This window comes from Azospirillum sp. TSH64 (assembly GCF_003116035.1).
GTDB lineage: Bacteria > Pseudomonadota > Alphaproteobacteria > Azospirillales > Azospirillaceae > Azospirillum.
Window position 1 is genome coordinate 3,606,279 of sequence record NZ_LGQW01000015.1, and the last position, 15,616, is coordinate 3,621,894.

Genomic DNA, 15,616 nt, shown 5'->3' on the forward strand with positions numbered 1-15,616 from the left:
GGATTTGGAACCTTTCGGGGAGGCTAACGCACCAGCTCCTTCCACTTTGCGATGCCTTCGGCCACTTCGGCGGCGAGGTCGTCGCCGCTGTTGCGGTACCATTTCAACTGGTCCAGCGAGCGGCCCTCGGCCCAGGCGACGTCGGTGCGCAGAGTCGGCCAGTAATTCTTCGACAGGATGTCGGAGACCTCCTTGGAATAGAGGAAGTTGGTGAACAGCCGGGCGGCGTTGGGGTGGGGCGCCTTCACCGGGATGCCGGTCAGTCCGAGATTCAGGATGGCGTCGTCGGTGGGCACGCTGACGTCGATGGGATTGCCGGCCGCCTTCTGGGTCAGCGTGTAGCTGAAGGGCGCGCCCGACCCGACCACGCGCTCGCCGGCCAGGATGTCGGTGACGGTGTCGACGTTGGACTGGCCGACCTTCGGCTTCTGCTGGCCGAAGCGGCGCAGGTAGTCGTCGCCGTATTTGCGGCGGATGGCGACCACCCAGCTCGCCACGTCGCCGGAGAAGGCGGGGCTGCCGGTGGTGATCTTGCCCTTCCACTGGTCCTCCAGCAGCGCCGTCCAGCTCGTCGGCGGGGCGGACACCTTGCCCGGCGCGTAGTTGATGCTGGTCAGGCTGATGGCGCCGACATGGTACATGGCGTCCTTGTCCAGCCCTTTGAAGGCGGCGGGCAGCATGGCCGCGTCGGGCGGGTCGTAGGCGGCCAGCGCACCGATCTTCTTCAGCTCGGTGTAATGCAGCAGGTTGGTGGTGCCCAGGGAGTCGCACTCGGCGACGCCGTTCTGCAATTCCAGCCGCAGGCGGGTGTAGACGGTCTGCGAGGCCTGACGGAGAAGCTGGACCTCGATGCCCGGATACTTCGCCTTGAAGGCGTCGCGGATCGCCTCCATCGTCTGCTGCTCGTAGGAGCCCCAATAGAGCGTCAGCGCGCCTTCCTTGCGGGCGGCGGCGTAGAGCGGATCGTCTTGTGCTGCCGCCAGCCGGGCGAAGCCGGTTCCGGCGAGGCCGCCGGACAGCAGCGCCGCCCCGGCCAGTCCACCCGTCTTCAAAAGCCCGCGGCGAGAGATGTCCGTCATGTTCGTCGTCCCTGTTCGGTGTTGCGAGGATGCCGTTTTCGGCTTCGTTGCTTTTCGTGTTCAGTAGTCGCCGGTGGTGGCGCCGCCGTCGGCGACGATGGTCTGGCCGGTGATGTAGGAGGCATCGTCCGACGCCAGGAAGGCGACGATGGCGGCGATCTCCTCCGGCTTGCCGAGCCGGCCGATGGGGGTCTTCCCCACCCATTGCGCGCGGATCGCGTCCGGCACGCCCTCGACGATGCTGGTTTCGACCACGCCGGGGGCGACGGCGTTGACCAGGATGCCGCGCCGGGCGCCTTCCAGCGCCGCCGTCCGCGTCAGCCCGACCACGCCGGCCTTGGACGCCGAGTAGTTGGCCTGCCCGAAGGTGCCGAGCATGGCGGTGGAGGCGATGTTGACGATGCGGCCCCAGCCGCGGTCGCCGACCAGCCGGAAGGCGGTCTGGCAGCCGAGCCATGTGCCGCGCAGATTGACGTCGAGGACGGCGCTCCAGTCCGCATCGCTCATCTTCACCAGCGAGCGGTCGCGGACGATGCCGGCGACGTTGACCAGGATGTCGACGGCGCGGAACGGCTCGGGCAGGGCGGCGACGGCCGCCTCCCAGCCCGCCCGGTCGGCCACGTCGAGCTGCACGGCGAAGGCGTCGGCGCCGCCGTCGCGCAAGTCCGCGGCGACCCGTTCGGCCGGGTCCAGCCCGATGTCGGCGACGATGACTGCAGCACCCTCGGCCGCCAGCCGTCCGCACACCGCGCGGCCGATGCCGCCACCGCCGCCGGTCACGAAGGCCGTGCGGCCCTTCAGACGATCCTGCATGCTCATGCCGTCACCCGCCCCTTGGCTTGTCGTGCGATGGACAGGACGTCCTCGCCCTCCTGCACCGTGCCGCCCGTCTGGTTGCGGACGGTGATGCCGACGCGGACGATGCCGCGGTCGGGCTTCGAGGCGCTGGGGCGGACCTCCAGCACCTCGGCCTCGTACTGGATGGTGTCGCCGGCGAAGACCGGGCCGACGAAGCGGCGGCGGGTCTCCAGGAAGGCCAGGATCGCCCAGTCGTCGATGGCGGAGCGCAGGCCGGTGCTCATCGAATGGGTCAGCATGCCGTGGGCGATGGTGCGGCCGAAGCCGTTCGCTTTTGCCGCCTCGGCGTCCATGTGCAGCGGGTTGAAGTCGCCGGTCAGCCCGGCGAACCAGACGATGTGCGCCTCGGTCACGGTGACGCGGCTGGACAGCGCGCGGGCGCCCGGTTCGATGTCGTCGAGGTGGATGGGGTCGGTCATGCGTCGCTCCCTCCTGTGAGGCTGGGGGGCCGGAAAATCGGCAGGCTGATGGTCTCGTCCAGGCGATGGAAGGCGACGGCCAGCAGCAGGCCGGCGCGAAGATCGCCTTCGGCGATGCCCTCGACCCGCGAGAAGACGGTGACGCCCTCCTCCAACCGGACCAGCGCGCAGGTGTAGGGATCGCCGCGGCTGTTGCCGCGATGGACGACCGAGTAGGACAGCAGCTCGCCGCGCCCGCTCGCCTCGACCCAGTCCGGGGTGGCGTGGGGCGCGTGGATGGAGTGGGCGCGGGGATACCACTGGTACAGCCCGGTCTCCGGGCAGCGCTGGATCAGGAAGCGACCCTCGCGCGCCGCTTCCCAGAAGGGGGCGGAGGTCTCGTCGAGGATCGGCAGGGTCGTCATGGCGGTCATTGATGCCCCCTTAGACGGCGAGGATGGCGGTGGCGGCGGAGCAGAAGGTGCCGCCCAAGCCGTGGGCCAGCGCGACCTTGGCGTCCGGCACCTGGACGCCCGGCGCGTCGCCGCGCAGCTGGCGGACGCTCTCGATCAGGGTGAAGATGCCGCGCTTGCCCGGATGGTTGGAGGAGAGCCCGCCACCGTCGGTGTTGGTCGGCAAGCTGCCGCCATCGGCCGACAGGGCGCCGGCCGCGACGAAGGGGCCGCTCTCGCCGCGCCCGCAGAAGCCTAGATCCTCCAGCGCCAGCATCGGCGTGATGGTGAAGGCGTCGTAGATCTGCGCCACGTCGATGTCGGCGGGGGTCATCCCGGCCATGGCGAAGGCGCGCGGGCCGGACAGGGCGGCGGGGGTGGAGAGGTCGTCGGGGATCTGGCTGTTCTGGGTCCGTGCGACGGCGGCGCCATAGCCGACGAGATAGACCGGGCGGCGCTTCAGGTCGCGCGCCCGCTCGCGGCTGGTCATCACAAGGGCACCGCCGCCGTCGGTGACGACGCAGCAGTCCAGCCGGTGCAGCGGCGAGGCGATCATCGGCGAGGCCAGCACGTCGTCCACCGTGATCGGCTTGCGCAGCCGGGCCTGGGGATTGGCGGCGGCGTGACCGCGGAAGGTGACGGCGACCTGGGCCAGCTGCTCCGGCGTCGTGCCGTAGAGGTCCATGTGGCGGCGGGCGAACAGGCCGTAGGTCGAGATCAGCGTCGGCGCATAGGGGATCTCGTACTGGCCCGGCCCGGCCGGGAAGACGAAGGGATCGAAGGACGGGGTGGAGAGCGGCCACCAGCGCGGACAGGCGGCATAGCTGATGACCACCACCTCGGCCAGCCCGGCGGCGATGGCGGCGGCGGCCTGACCGGCTTGCAAAATATAGGAGCAGCCGCCGACGTCGGTGCTGTTCACATAGGTCGGCTGGATGCCGATGTATTCGGCCAGCTCGATGACGTCCATCGTGCCGCCGCCCTCGGCCCAGTCGCCGGACGCCGCGCAAAGCCCGTCCACATCCGACAGCGCCAGCCCGGCATCGTCGAGCGCGCCCAGGATGCATTCCATCTGGAGGGCGAAGGGATGGACCCGCGGCGCGTCCCGGCGGGGGGACTCATAGGCGCCGACGATGGCGGTCTTGCCCGAAAGCTGCTTCACGCGCTGGTCGTCCTTTCATGGTTGCAGGCTTTCACGGTTGCAGGAGCCCTGGCGCCGGCGGTGGGGCGTCGGCGTGCAAAGAGGGGTCCATCGAACAAGTATTGGAAGACAGGGCGACGGGGCGGCACGGGGAACGCGAAGATGTCCCGGCGTCCATCATAGAACTCGATCGCCGCCGGTGCGCTGCCGGCAAGATCGAGAATACCGGACACCCTCCGTGTCACAAGCAGAAAAAAGTGTGCGCTCCGGTGCATGGAGCGCACCAATGACCGACGGCCGTCCGGTGCGTTTGCTGCACCGGATTGGGCCAAACTAAGCGATTGTTTTCGGAGCGCGGCGGCGCAAGCCTTTGGGCATTGCATTCCCGCCGGCGCCTTGCGGCGCGGCCATCTCCGGCCCGGACCACCGGTGTCCGGCAGCCCCGAAGGACCGCTCATGACCAACACGGAAACCCAACGCCGGGACGGCCCGCTGGCCGGCGTGCGCGTTGTCGATCTCACCCACATGTTGGCCGGCCCCTACAGCACCTGGCTGCTCGGCGCGCTGGGCGCCGACGTCATCAAGATCGAGCGTCCGGGCAAGGGCGATTTCACCCGCGTCATCGCCCCCTTCAGCGACGACGAGAGCATTTACTTCATGAGCGTCAACCGCAACAAGCGGAGCCTCACGCTCAACTTGAAGGAGGACAAGGGAAAGGAGATCTTCCGGCGCATCGTCGCCACCAGCGACGTGCTGGTGGAGAACAACCGGGCCGGCACGATGGACCGGCTGGGGCTGGGCTACGGCGACCTGAAGCCGGTTAACCCGAAGCTGGTTTACGCCTCGATCTCCGGCTTCGGGCAGGATGGCCCCTACCGCCACCGGCCCTGCTTCGACGTGGTGGCCCAGGCGATGTCCGGCATGATGAGCATCACCGGCGAGCCCGGCGGCCAGCCGGCCCGCGTCGGCGCCTCCATCGGCGACATCGGGTCGAGCCTGTTCGCCACCATAGGTATCCTGTCGGCCTTGCAGAAGCGGGCCGCCACCGGGGAAGGCAGCTTCATCGACGTGGCGATGCTGGATTGCCAGCTGGCGCTGATGGAGAACGCCATCGCCCGCTATCTGAATGCCGGCGACGTGCCGCGGGCGCTGGGCAGCCGCCATCCGCTGATCGCGCCCTTCCAGTCTTTCCCCACTGCCGACAAGCCCATCGCCGTCTGCGTCGACACCAACGAGCAGTGGGAGCGGCTGGTCGGCGCCATGGGGCTGCAACATCTGCTCGCCGACCCGCGTTTCCTCACCGGCTCCCTGCGCAACGCCCATCACGCCGAGCTTGAGCCGCTGCTCGTTCCGGTCTTCGCCGGCCGCAGCCGCGACGAATGGCTGGAGCGGCTGGAGGCGGCGGACGTGCCGTCCAGCCCGATCAACAGCGTGGCCGACGCGCTGGTCGACCCGCAGGTGGTCCACCGCGGCATGGTGGTGGAGGTTCCGCCGAACTCGGGCAAGCGCTTCGCCGCCGTGCCGATCCACATGCAGGGCGCTCCGCTGGCGGCCGAGGCCCCGGCGCCGCGGCTGGGCGAGCACACCGACGCCATCCTGGCCGAGTTGGGCTTCGCCGCCGCCGACATCGAGGCGTTGCGCAGCGCCGCGGTGGTGTGAGGATGGACGGGCGGACGCCGAAGAAAAGGGCCGGAAACGGGGCGCGTGCGGTGCTGGCGAAAATGCTTCATGATGGCATCGGATCCGCACCGTTGCACACCGCCCCGCCGCATATCGCCCCGATGACCCAGCCCCGCATGGCGCGCCGCCTTCCTCCACTCCTGGCACTCCGTGCCTTCGACGTCTTCGCTCGGTTGGGCACCGTGCGCGCCGCCGCCGACGAGCTGGCGGTGTCACACACCGTGGTGTCCCGCCACATCCAGAACCTGGAGCAGTCCGTCGGCGTCAAGCTGGTGGCCAAGTCGGGGCGCGGCCTGTCCCTGACCCGCGAGGGCACCCGCTTCGCCGCCCAGATGCACCGCGCCTTCGATCTGATCGCCGACGCCAGCAACGAGCTGCGCAACGGCGGGATCGAGGCGGTGCACATCTGCTGCCTCGCCGGCCTGGCCTCGCGCCGCCTGCTCGGCCGGCTGCCGGATTTGGAAGCGGCGATGGACGGGCGCGAGGTGATTTTGCAGCCGACCTCCGCCCGTCCCGACTTCAGCCGCGGCGAGGCCGATGTCGAAATCATGTATCTGGAGGATGGCGCCGCCGCTGTCGCCGAGGGGCTGCGCGCCGAGATGTTCGCCAAGCCGCGCATCCTCGCCATCGCCAGCCCGGAGTTCAAGGCACGCTATCCCGACGTGCGGACCGCCGCCGATCTGGTCGGTCTGCCGCTGATCCACGAGCAGTCCACCGGCATGTGGGAGGCGTGGCTGGAGGAGGCAGGCGTCGGCGAGCTGCCGCGGCTGCGCGGCCCGCGCCTGTGGCAGGCCCATCTGACCATCGAGGCCGCCCGGCTCGGGCGCGGCGTGGCGCTGGTCAGCGACCTGCTGGTCATCGACACCCTCGCCAGCGGCGAGCTGGTGGAGATGGTGCGCAGCGACGTCACCATCGGCGGCTATTACCTGATCGCCCCGGCGCAGAAATGGAACACGCCGGTGATCGCGGCGATCCGGCAATGGCTGCGCGACGTTTTCCCTCCATCGGTGCCAGAACCGATCTCCTGACAGCCTGGTCTCCTGAATTTCACCATCCGGGGCGGCGCCGCCCGGCTCCCGGCCATCGCGGAACCCGACCATGCCCAACCACTCCCTGTTCGACCAACTGCTGAACCCGGCCACCGACCCGGCCCGCCTCGCCATCGAGACCGCGGACGGCGGGCGTCTCACCCATGGCGATCTGCGCGCCGCCACCGGCCGCATGGCGAACGCGCTGGTCGCCGCCGGCGTGCGCCCCGGCGACCGCGTCGCCGTGCAGGTCGAGAAGTCGGTCGAGGCGCTGGTGCTCTACCTCGCCTGCCTGCGGGCCGGGATGGTCTATCTGCCGCTGAACACCGCCTATACCCCGGCGGAGCTGAGCTATTTCGTCGGCGACGCCGAACCGGCCCTGGTGGTCTGCGACCCGGCGCGTCTCGACGCCACCATGGCGCTGGCCGGGACCGTCGCGGTGCGCACGCTGGACGCGCGCGGGCAGGGCAGCCTGACCGAGGCGGCGGCCGGACAGCCGGACGAGTTCGCCACCGTCGCGCGCGGCCCCGACGATCTGGCCGCCATCCTCTACACCTCGGGCACCACCGGGCGGTCGAAGGGGGCGATGCTGACGCAGGAGAACCTGCTGTCCAACGCGCGGGTGCTCCAGACCGAATGGCGCTTCGGGCCGGACGATGTGCTGCTGCACGCCCTGCCGATCTTCCACACCCACGGGCTGTTCGTCGCCTGCAACCTCGTGCTGCTGTCCGGCGCCTCGATGGTCCTGCTGCCGCGTTTCGACCCGGCCGACGTGCTGGCCCGGCTGCCGGCCGCCACGGTGATGATGGGGGTGCCGACCTTCTACACCCGCCTGCTCGGCCAGGAGGGGCTGACGCCCGAGGCCTGCCGGTCGATCCGGCTGTTCGTCTCCGGCTCCGCCCCGCTGCTGGCCGAGACCCACCGCGCCTGGGAGGAGCGCACCGGCCACCGCATCCTGGAGCGCTACGGCATGACCGAGACCGGCATGCTGACCTCCAACCCCTATGACGGCGACCGCGTGGCCGGCACCGTCGGCTTCCCGCTGCCGGGCGTCGAGCTGCGCATCGCCGACCCGGCGACCGGCGCGCCGCTTGCCGGCGACGCCATCGGCGCCATCGAGGTGCGCGGTCCCAACGTCTTCAAGGGCTACTGGCGCATGCCGGAGAAGACGGCGTCGGAGTTCCGGCCGGACGGCTTCTTCATCACCGGCGACCTCGGCCGCATCGACGGCCGGGGCTATGTCCACATCGTCGGGCGCGGCAAGGACCTGATCATCAGCGGCGGCTTCAACGTCTATCCCAAGGAGGTGGAGGGCGAGATCGACGAGCTGCCCGGCGTGCTGGAAAGCGCCGTGATCGGCATCCCCCATCCCGATTTCGGCGAGGCCGTCGTCGCCGTCGTGGTTGCGGACGGCACCGCACCCGTCACCGAGGCCACCGTCGCCGCCGCCCTGAAGGACCGGCTCGCCCGCTACAAGCAGCCCAAGCGCGTGGTGGTGGTGGCCGAGCTGCCGCGCAACAGCATGGGCAAGGTGCAGAAGGCGCAGCTTCGCGATACCCACGCGGGGGTGTTCGGATGAGCGGCGCCGTCCTGCCGCCTCTTCCCACCGAAATCCTGACCTCCGGGCCTTTGCGGGTCGCGGAGGAATGGATCGACCTCTACGGCCACATGAACATGGCGCGCTATGTCGCCCTGTTCGACGAGGTCGGCTATGCGCTCCAGGAGCGCTGGGGGCTGGGGGAGACCTACACCGGCGAGACCCGGAAGGGGCTGTTCGTGGTCGACGTCGCCGTCAGCTACAAGCGGGAGCTGACCGCCGGCACGCCGCTGACGCTGGCGCTGCGGCTGCTGGAGGCCGACACCAAGCGTCTGGTCAGCCTGATGGAGCTGCGCCGCGGCGATGACGGCACGCTCGCCGCGACGATGGAGCAGCTGTCCGTCCACGCCGACCTGACGACGCGGCGGGTCGTCCCGTTCGATCCGCCGGTGGCGGAGCGCTTGCGCGATCTGGCGGCCGTCCATGGCGCGCTGTCGCTGCCGGCCGGTCATCGGCGCCGGCTGACCTGCCGGGGGTGAGGCCGGCGGCAGGAATTTTGCTGGCTATCAAAACAACACTGCCGCATGCAAGCTGTCCCACATCGGGAAGTCGTTGTCGGTGGACACAAGCATGGTCGGTCGTCTTGGCGTTTGGGTGGTGCGGACGCTGGCGGGCGTGGTCCTGCTGCTGCCGGGTGCCAGGGCTTCCGGACAGGAGATGCCGGGCGGGGCGGAGGCGATCACCGTCCTGACCTCCTTTCCCGCCGCCTTCTACGAGCCGGTGCGCGACGCGTTCGAGCAGGCCTATCCCGACCGGCGCCTGCATGTGATCAACACCAAGACCACCGCCGCGATCACCCAATTGCAGGATCGCGTGGCGAAGGACGTCGACGTCTTCTGGGCATCGGCCCCCGACGCCTTCGAGGTGCTGAAGGCCGCCAGGCTGCTGGCGCCGGTGGCGCCGCGTCCGACCGGCGCCCCGGCGACCGTCGGCAACCAGCCCATCGACGACCCCGACGGCCTCTATCTCGGCTTCGCGCTGTCGGGATACGGGCTGATCTGGGACCAGTCCTATCTGGACCGGCACGGCCTCGCCGCCCCGCGCCGCTGGGAGGATCTGCGCCGGCCCGGCTATGCCCGGCATCTCGGCATCACCTCGCCGTCGCGCTCCGGCACCATGCATCTGATGGTGGAGACGGTGCTGCAACTGCATGGCTGGGAGCGCGGCTGGGCGACCTGGCTGGAGATCGCCGGCAATCTGGCGACGGTGACGGCGCGCAGCTATGGCGTGGTGGAAGGCGTCGGCAAGGGGCGCTTCGGCATCGGGCTCGCCATCGATTTCCTCGGGCAGGGGACAAGGCAGGAGTCCGGGCCGCGCGAGAGCGGGGAGTTGGGCACTCTGCGCTTTGCCTATCCGGCCGACGGCGTGTTCCTGCCGGCCAGCGTGGCGGTCCTGCGCACCGCCCCCAATCCGGCGGGGGCGAACCTGTTCATCGACTTCCTGCTGTCGCCGGCCGGGCAGGCCCTGATGCTGCGTCCCGACATCGGGCGGCTGCCGGTGCGGCCCGATGCCTATGCCGCCGCCCCCGCCGGCTATCCGGCCCCGTATGCGCGGGAGACCGGCGACGACCTGTTCCTCTTCGACCGCGCCTTGTCCGGCCGCCGCTATGAGCTGGTCAACCTGCTGTTCGACGAGTTGATCACCTTCCGCGTGAAGACGCTCAACCGGGTCTGGCACCTGATCCATCAGGGCGAGAGCCGTCTTGCGGCAACCCCCGATCCGACCGCGCGCGACCTGTTGCGCACCGCCCGCGAGGCGGCGACGGCGATCCCGGTCGATGCCGCCCAGGCCATCGACCCGGCCTTCTCCACCGCCCTGCGCCGGCCGGCGCGCGGCATGCCGGTGTCCGCCCGGCAGGGCGAGCTGGAGGAGGAGTGGCGCGCCTTCTCGCAGAATCAGTTGGAAACGGCGCTGTCGGCGGCGGAACGCGCGCTGGTGATCCTGCGGGCGGCGGCTGGCGAAGGGGTCTGGCCGTGAGTGCCGTGGCGACGCCCTCTTCCGGTGGCTTGTCCGGCCGGCCGGGCAACGGTGCGGGCAGGCTGCGCTTCGGCATCCGGGTCCGGCTGTTCCTCGCCTTCGTCGCGGTCGCCACCCTGTCGGTGGTGGCCTGCGCGCTCGGCTGGCTGTCCTACGACCGGCTGGGCGGCACGCTGGACGAGTTCGCCGAAAGCCACCTGCCGGCCTTGGGCGTGGCGGCCAAGCTGGCGGAGGAGGGTGGGGCCATCATCGCCACCGCCCCCATCCTGGCCGGCAGCCGGACCGAGGACGAGATGGACGCGATCCGCGACACGCTCGGCCGCCGCCTGACCACCCTGAGGGCGCTGACCGACGCCATCGAGGGCGGCGTTCCCGGCCTGCGCCCGGTGGTGGATTCGCTGGGCCGCAATCTGGCGGCGCTGGACGGCACGGTGCGCCAGCGGCTGGCGCTCGGCCGCCGGAACCAGGAGGCCATCGAGCGGCTGCGCTGGCTGCATGCCGATTTCCTCGACGAGATCGATCCGCTGGTCGCCGACGCCCGCTTCAACATCCAGAGCGCGCTCGCCACGGTGGAGAGCGGGAAGCCGTCGGCCGATGCCGTCCGCATCCTGCGCGAGGAGAACCGGCGCAGCGAGGCGCTGTTGCAGATCGGCGCCAACGGAAACCTCGCGGTCGGGCTGGTCGCGCGGGCGGCGACGCTCGCCACGGCGGAGCTGCTCGACGACAATGCCGGCTTCCTGGACGAGACCGCCGACCGGCTGCAACGCGACCTGACGGCGCTGGCCGGCTGGGCGGACGGCGTCTCGCTGCGGCAGCTGGTGGGCCAGCTTCTCGACCTCGCGCGCGGGGCCGACGGCAGCGTGCCGGCGCTGCGCCGGGAGGAGCTGGAGACGGCGGCGCGCGGACAGGCCCTGCTGGCGGAGAACCGCGACATCGTCGCCCGGCTGAACGGGCTGATCGCCCGGCAGGTCCAGGCGGTGGAGCAGGATTCCCGCGCCGCCGCCGCCCGCTCCGCCGGGGCGGTGGCGTTCGGCCGTTCCGCCCTGCTGGCGAGTGCGCTGGTCAGCCTGCTGGTGGCGGTGCTGGTGGCCTGGCTCTACGTCAACCGCAACCTGATTTCCCGCCTGACGCGGCTGGGCGATGCCGCCCGCGCCATCGCCGCCGGCGACCTCAAGGCCGACATTCCGCTCGGCGGCGGCGACGAGCTGTCGGACATGGCGGCGGCGCTGCTGGTCTTCCGCGACACCGCCATCGCGGTGGAGGAGGCGAACGCCCAGGCGATCATCGACAATGCCCAGGCCGGGCTGGCGATCACCGACGCGCAGGGCGTGATCGAGTTCGTCAACCCGCTCGCCGCAGCGCTGATCGCGCCGCCGCCCGGCGTCCGGGCCGGGGAGGGGGAGGCCGGGCGCCTTGCCGACCGGCTGGATGCGGAGGCCGCCGCCCGCCTTGCGGCCTTCTTCGCCCGGGCGCCCTTCGCTCAAGCACCCGACGGTGCAGGCGGTCCGGCGCCCACCCTGTCGATCCTGGCGACCGGGCGCCGTCCGGACGGCGGGGCGGTTCCGGTGCAGGTCGGCGTCCGTCCCTTCTGGCGGCGCCAGCGGCAGCGCTTCATCGTCACCCTCACCGACATGACCGAGCGGCTGGAAGCCCAACATGTCCTGGAACGCACGGTGCAGGAGCGCACCACCGACCTGCGCGCCACCAACGACCGGCTGGAGCGCGCCATCGCCGAACACCAGCGCACCGAACGCGAGCTGCGCGAGGCGCAGGCGGAGCTGGTGCAGGCCGGCAAGCTGGCGGCGCTCGGCCAGCTTGCCGCCGGGGTCGGGCACGAGCTGAACCAGCCGCTCGCCGCCATCCGGTCCTACGCCCACAACGGCCGCAAGCTGATCGGGCTGGGCCGGGTTGAGGAGGCCGAGGGCAATCTCGGCAAGATCGCCGACCTGACGGCCCGCATGGCGAACATCACCAACCACCTGAAGCGCTTCGCCCGCCGTCCCGACAGCCGGCTGGGGGCCGTGGAGCTGGCGCCGGTGATCCAGGGTGCCCTGTCGCTGTTCGGCAACCGCCTGCGCGAGGAGGCGGTCGCGGTCGAGCTGGCGCTGCCGGACGCCGGCCCCGCCTCCGGCACGCCCTTGCGGGTCCGCGCCGAGGAGGTGCGGCTGGAGCAGGTGCTGGTCAATCTGCTGAGCAACGCGCTGGACGCCGTGGCCGGCGCGCCGGTGCGCCGCATCCTGATCCGCGCAGAGGTCGTGGAGGACGGGGAGGAGAGCGGGGGCGAGGAGGGCGGCGCCGTCCGCATCGAGGTGCGGGACAGCGGCTCCGGCATCGCCGCCGATCCGGTCGCCCAGATCTTCGATCCCTTCTTCACCACCAAGCCGGTGGGGACAGGGCTGGGTCTCGGCCTGTCGATCTCCTACAACATCGTCCGCGACTTCGGCGGCGTGCTGTCGGTGGCCGAGAGCGGCCCCGATGGAACCGCCTTCGTCCTCACCCTGACCCGTGCGTGAAAGTCTTGCCCATGACCGTCCTGCTGATCGACGACGACCCGGAAGTGCTAGATTCCAGCCGCCAGACGCTGGAGCTGGAGGGCTTCGCCGTCGAAGCGGTGACGGAGCCGGAGGCCGGGCTGGCCCGGCTCGGCGCCTCCTGGCCCGGCGTGGTGGTGACCGACGTGCGCATGCCGGGGATGGACGGCTTCGCCCTGCTGGAGCGGGTGCGCGCGGCGGACGCGGAGGTGCCGGTGGTGCTGGTCACCGGCCATGGCGACATCGCCATGGCGATGCGCGCGGTCCGCGAGGGCGCCTACGACTTCATCGAGAAGCCGGCCGAGCCCGACCATCTGGTCGAGGTGGTGCGGCGCGCGCTGGCCCATCGCGGGCTGGTGCTGGAGAACCGCCGCCTGCGGGCGCAACTGGCGGAAGGCGGGCCGGAGGGGCGGATCATCGGCCGCTCGCCTGCCATCGAGCATCTGCGGGCCGCGGTGGCGAACCTCGCCGACGCCGAGGTCGACGTGCTGCTGTTCGGCGAGACCGGCACGGGGAAGGAACTGGTCGCGCGCAGCCTGCACGAGGGCGGCCGGCGGCGCGCCGGCAATTTCGTGGCGCTGAACTGCGGCGCCATGCCCGACACCATCATCGAGAGCGAGCTGTTCGGGCATGAGCCGGGCGCCTTCACCGGGGCGCAGGGGCGGCGCATCGGCAAGCTGGAATATGCGGCGGGCGGCACCCTGTTCCTCGACGAGATCGAGAGCATGCCGATGCATCTCCAGGTCAAGCTGCTGCGCGTGTTGCAGGAGCGGGCCATCGAGCGGATCGGCGGCAACCGGACGATCCAGCTGGACCTGCGGGTGGTGGCGGCGACCAAGGTGGATCTGCTGCGGCTGGCGGCGGAGGGGAAGTTCCGCGAGGATCTCTATTACCGCCTGAACGTCGTCACAGTGCCGCTGCCGCCCTTGCGCGAGCGGCGCGGCGACGTGGCGCTGCTGTTCCGCCATTTCCTCGACGCGGCCCTGGCGCGGTCGCGCCGGACGCCGCCGCCGCTCGATCCTGTCCTGCTGGCGCGCCTCGCCGCCCATGGCTGGCCCGGCAATGTCCGCGAGCTGCGCAATGTCGCCGAGCGGGTGGCGCTCGGGCTGGGCGACGGGCTGGCCACGGTCGGCGCTTCCGCCGCATCTGCCGGCATGACGGAATCGGCGGAGATCGAGCCGCTGGCCGACCAGCTTGACCGCGTCGAGAAGCAGCTGATCGAGGATGCGCTGGCCCGTTGCGGCGGCCGGGTCGGCGAGACGGCGGAACGGCTGGGGATCACCCGCAAGACGCTGTACCTGAAGATGCGCCACCACGGGCTGAGCCGGGACGATTTCGCGGAGGAGTGAAAAAGCAGGGGCTGGAATGTTCCCCGCATTACCCAGTCGCCTCCGCCGATGTTCCCGTCCTGACCCATCGATGATGTGCGAAGCCAGAGCGTGCAAGGGCTGACCGTCTGGCATGCCGATTGCTGAATGGGCGAGCATAAGACATCAAGGGAGGGACAACACCCATGCTTCGCACCTCGCGCAACCTGCGCAACGCCGCCGCCGCCCTGGGCGTCCTGCTGCTGTCCGGCACCGCCGCCTTCGCGCAGGATGCCAGCGGCAAGCTCGTCATCGTCACCTCTTTCCCCAAGGACATGACGACCGCCTTCCAGCAGGCCTACCAAAAAGCGAACCCCAAGGTCACGGTCGAGATCCTGAACCGCAACACCAACGCGGGCGTGAAGTATCTCCAGGAAACCGCGTCCAACAACGGCGTCGACCTGTTCTGGGCGTCGGCCCCCGACGCCTTCGAGGTGCTGAAGGGCGCCGGGCTGCTCCAGCCCTACAAGCCCAAGGTGGAGGGCATTCCCGAGAAGGTCGGCGCCTATCCGGTCAACGATCCCGAGGGGATGTATGCCGGCTTCGCCGCGTCCGGCTACGGCATCATGTGGAACAGCCGCTACATGAAGGCCAACGATCTGCCGATCCCCAAGGAATGGGCCGACCTGACCAAGCCCGCCTATTACGACCATGTCGCGATCTCCGCCCCGTCGCGCTCCGGCACGACGCACCTGACCATCGAGACGATCCTCCAGGGCGAGGGCTGGGAAAAGGGCTGGCGCACCAACAAGGAGATGGCCGGCAACTACCGCACCATCACCGAGCGCAGCTTCGGCGTGCCGGACGGGGTGAATTCCGGCGCCTTCGGCGTCGGCATCGTCATCGACTTCTTCGCGCTGTCGTCGCAGGCCTCGGGCTTCCCGGTCGAGTTCGTCTATCCGACCGTCACCACCATCGTCCCGGCCAATGTCGGCGTCGTGAAGAACGCCCCCAACAAGGCCGCCGCCGAAGGCTTCGTCGACTTCCTGCTGTCGCCCAAGGGGCAGGAGGTTCTGCTGGAACCGGCGATCCGCCGCCTGCCGGTCAACCCGGTCACCTACGAGAAGGCCCCCGCCGGCTATCCCAACCCGTTCAAGGACAAGTCGCTGGGCTCGCAGGTGAACTTCGACGTCAACGTCTCGCAGGCCCGCTACAATGTGGTGGACGCGCTGTTCGACCAGCTCGTCACCTTCCAGCTCGACGACCTCAAGGCGGCGACCCAGGCGATTCACAAGGCCGAGGCGGCGCTCGCCAAGAAGCCGAACGACAAGGCCAAGGCCCTGCTGGGCGAGGCGCGCGACCTCGTCGCCGCCATGCCGGTGACGGCGGAGCAGGCCGCCGATCCGCAACTGGCCGGCGCCTTCACGGTGGAACGCAAGTCGGCCAAGGACGCTGTGCCGGAGCGTCAGGCGCAGGTCGAGCAGAAGTGGGCCGCCTTCGCCAAGGAGAACTACGCCAACGCCCGCAAGAAGGCCGACGAGGCGGCTGCCCTGGCGCGTTGAGCCTGA

At 70.5% G+C, this 15,616-nt stretch carries 13 protein-coding genes; 8 read left to right on the forward strand and 5 right to left on the reverse strand.

Annotated elements, in window-relative coordinates; genetic code table 11:
• Positions 1 to 23 precede the first annotated feature (23 nt).
• From TSH64_RS17770 to TSH64_RS17790, 5 genes are read right to left on the reverse strand one after another with little or no spacing between them, the layout of a single operon-like run.
• A complete protein-coding gene (locus TSH64_RS17770; protein WP_109446892.1) occupies positions 24 to 1,079 on the reverse strand; it encodes an extracellular solute-binding protein in 1,056 nt (351 codons plus the stop codon).
• Positions 1,080 to 1,139: 60 nt separating this feature from the next.
• Positions 1,140 to 1,898: an SDR family oxidoreductase gene (locus TSH64_RS17775; RefSeq protein WP_199237595.1), complete on the reverse strand. Its 759-nt coding sequence runs from the start codon at positions 1,896 to 1,898 to the stop codon at positions 1,140 to 1,142.
• Positions 1,895 to 2,356 (reverse strand): MaoC/PaaZ C-terminal domain-containing protein, encoded by a 462-nt coding sequence (locus TSH64_RS17780; protein ID WP_109446896.1) that lies wholly within the window; start codon positions 2,354 to 2,356, stop codon positions 1,895 to 1,897. The genes TSH64_RS17775 and TSH64_RS17780 overlap by 4 nt, the downstream gene beginning before the upstream one ends.
• Positions 2,353 to 2,769: an OB-fold domain-containing protein gene (locus TSH64_RS17785; protein WP_109446898.1), complete on the reverse strand. Its 417-nt coding sequence runs from the start codon at positions 2,767 to 2,769 to the stop codon at positions 2,353 to 2,355. Before TSH64_RS17785 ends, TSH64_RS17780 begins: the two co-directional genes overlap by 4 nt.
• Before the next feature lie 10 nt (positions 2,770 to 2,779).
• Positions 2,780 to 3,949, reverse strand: coding sequence for an acetyl-CoA acetyltransferase (locus TSH64_RS17790; protein WP_109446900.1), 1,170 nt, complete (start codon positions 3,947 to 3,949; stop codon positions 2,780 to 2,782).
• A gap of 435 nt (positions 3,950 to 4,384) precedes the next feature.
• On the opposite strand from TSH64_RS17790, the gene TSH64_RS17795 reads away from it, so the two are divergent.
• The 8 genes from TSH64_RS17795 to TSH64_RS17830 all read left to right on the forward strand — a co-directional run bounded on the left by TSH64_RS17795 (position 4,385) and on the right by TSH64_RS17830 (position 15,610).
• Complete coding sequence (locus TSH64_RS17795) at positions 4,385 to 5,587, forward strand: CaiB/BaiF CoA-transferase family protein (RefSeq protein ID WP_109446902.1); 1,203 nt, start codon at positions 4,385 to 4,387, stop codon at positions 5,585 to 5,587.
• Between the two features lie 122 nt (positions 5,588 to 5,709).
• Entirely contained in the window at positions 5,710 to 6,636 is a 927-nt protein-coding gene (locus TSH64_RS17800) for a LysR substrate-binding domain-containing protein (protein WP_109452786.1), read from the forward strand.
• A gap of 70 nt (positions 6,637 to 6,706) precedes the next feature.
• The gene (locus TSH64_RS17805) at positions 6,707 to 8,215 is read left to right on the forward strand and encodes a malonyl-CoA synthase (protein WP_109446904.1); all 1,509 of its coding nucleotides are present in this window, start codon (positions 6,707 to 6,709) and stop codon (positions 8,213 to 8,215) included.
• The gene (locus TSH64_RS17810) at positions 8,212 to 8,712 is read left to right on the forward strand and encodes a thioesterase family protein (protein WP_109446906.1); all 501 of its coding nucleotides are present in this window, start codon (positions 8,212 to 8,214) and stop codon (positions 8,710 to 8,712) included. The genes TSH64_RS17805 and TSH64_RS17810 overlap by 4 nt, the downstream gene beginning before the upstream one ends.
• Positions 8,713 to 8,803: 91 nt before the next feature.
• Complete coding sequence (locus tag TSH64_RS17815; protein WP_109446908.1) at positions 8,804 to 10,210, forward strand: extracellular solute-binding protein; 1,407 nt, start codon at positions 8,804 to 8,806, stop codon at positions 10,208 to 10,210.
• Complete coding sequence (locus TSH64_RS17820) at positions 10,207 to 12,723, forward strand: ATP-binding protein (protein ID WP_247873008.1); 2,517 nt, start codon at positions 10,207 to 10,209, stop codon at positions 12,721 to 12,723. Before TSH64_RS17815 ends, TSH64_RS17820 begins: the two co-directional genes overlap by 4 nt.
• 11 nt (positions 12,724 to 12,734) lie before the next feature.
• A complete protein-coding gene (locus tag TSH64_RS17825; protein WP_109446912.1) occupies positions 12,735 to 14,090 on the forward strand; it encodes a sigma-54 dependent transcriptional regulator in 1,356 nt (451 codons plus the stop codon).
• A gap of 164 nt (positions 14,091 to 14,254) precedes the next feature.
• Positions 14,255 to 15,610 (forward strand): extracellular solute-binding protein, encoded by a 1,356-nt coding sequence (locus TSH64_RS17830; protein WP_109446914.1) that lies wholly within the window; start codon positions 14,255 to 14,257, stop codon positions 15,608 to 15,610.
• Positions 15,611 to 15,616: the final 6 nt, after the last annotated feature.

Bases quoted from the DNA above. Each gene is read 5' to 3' on its own strand.
- TSH64_RS17770 (WP_109446892.1), bottom strand. From the start codon at position 1,079: ATGACGGACATCTCTCGCCGCGGGCTTTTGAAGACGGGTGGACTGGCC.
- TSH64_RS17775 (WP_199237595.1), bottom strand. From the start codon at position 1,898: ATGAGCATGCAGGATCGTCTGAAGGGCCGCACGGCCTTCGTGACCGGC.
- TSH64_RS17780 (WP_109446896.1), bottom strand. From the start codon at position 2,356: ATGACCGACCCCATCCACCTCGACGACATCGAACCGGGCGCCCGCGCG.
- TSH64_RS17785 (WP_109446898.1), bottom strand. From the start codon at position 2,769: ATGACCGCCATGACGACCCTGCCGATCCTCGACGAGACCTCCGCCCCC.
- TSH64_RS17795 (WP_109446902.1), top strand. From the start codon at position 4,385: ATGACCAACACGGAAACCCAACGCCGGGACGGCCCGCTGGCCGGCGTG.
- TSH64_RS17800 (WP_109452786.1), top strand. From the start codon at position 5,710: ATGACCCAGCCCCGCATGGCGCGCCGCCTTCCTCCACTCCTGGCACTC.
- TSH64_RS17805 (WP_109446904.1), top strand. From the start codon at position 6,707: ATGCCCAACCACTCCCTGTTCGACCAACTGCTGAACCCGGCCACCGAC.
- TSH64_RS17810 (WP_109446906.1), top strand. From the start codon at position 8,212: ATGAGCGGCGCCGTCCTGCCGCCTCTTCCCACCGAAATCCTGACCTCC.
- TSH64_RS17815 (WP_109446908.1), top strand. From the start codon at position 8,804: ATGGTCGGTCGTCTTGGCGTTTGGGTGGTGCGGACGCTGGCGGGCGTG.
- TSH64_RS17825 (WP_109446912.1), top strand. From the start codon at position 12,735: ATGACCGTCCTGCTGATCGACGACGACCCGGAAGTGCTAGATTCCAGC.
- TSH64_RS17830 (WP_109446914.1), top strand. From the start codon at position 14,255: ATGCTTCGCACCTCGCGCAACCTGCGCAACGCCGCCGCCGCCCTGGGC.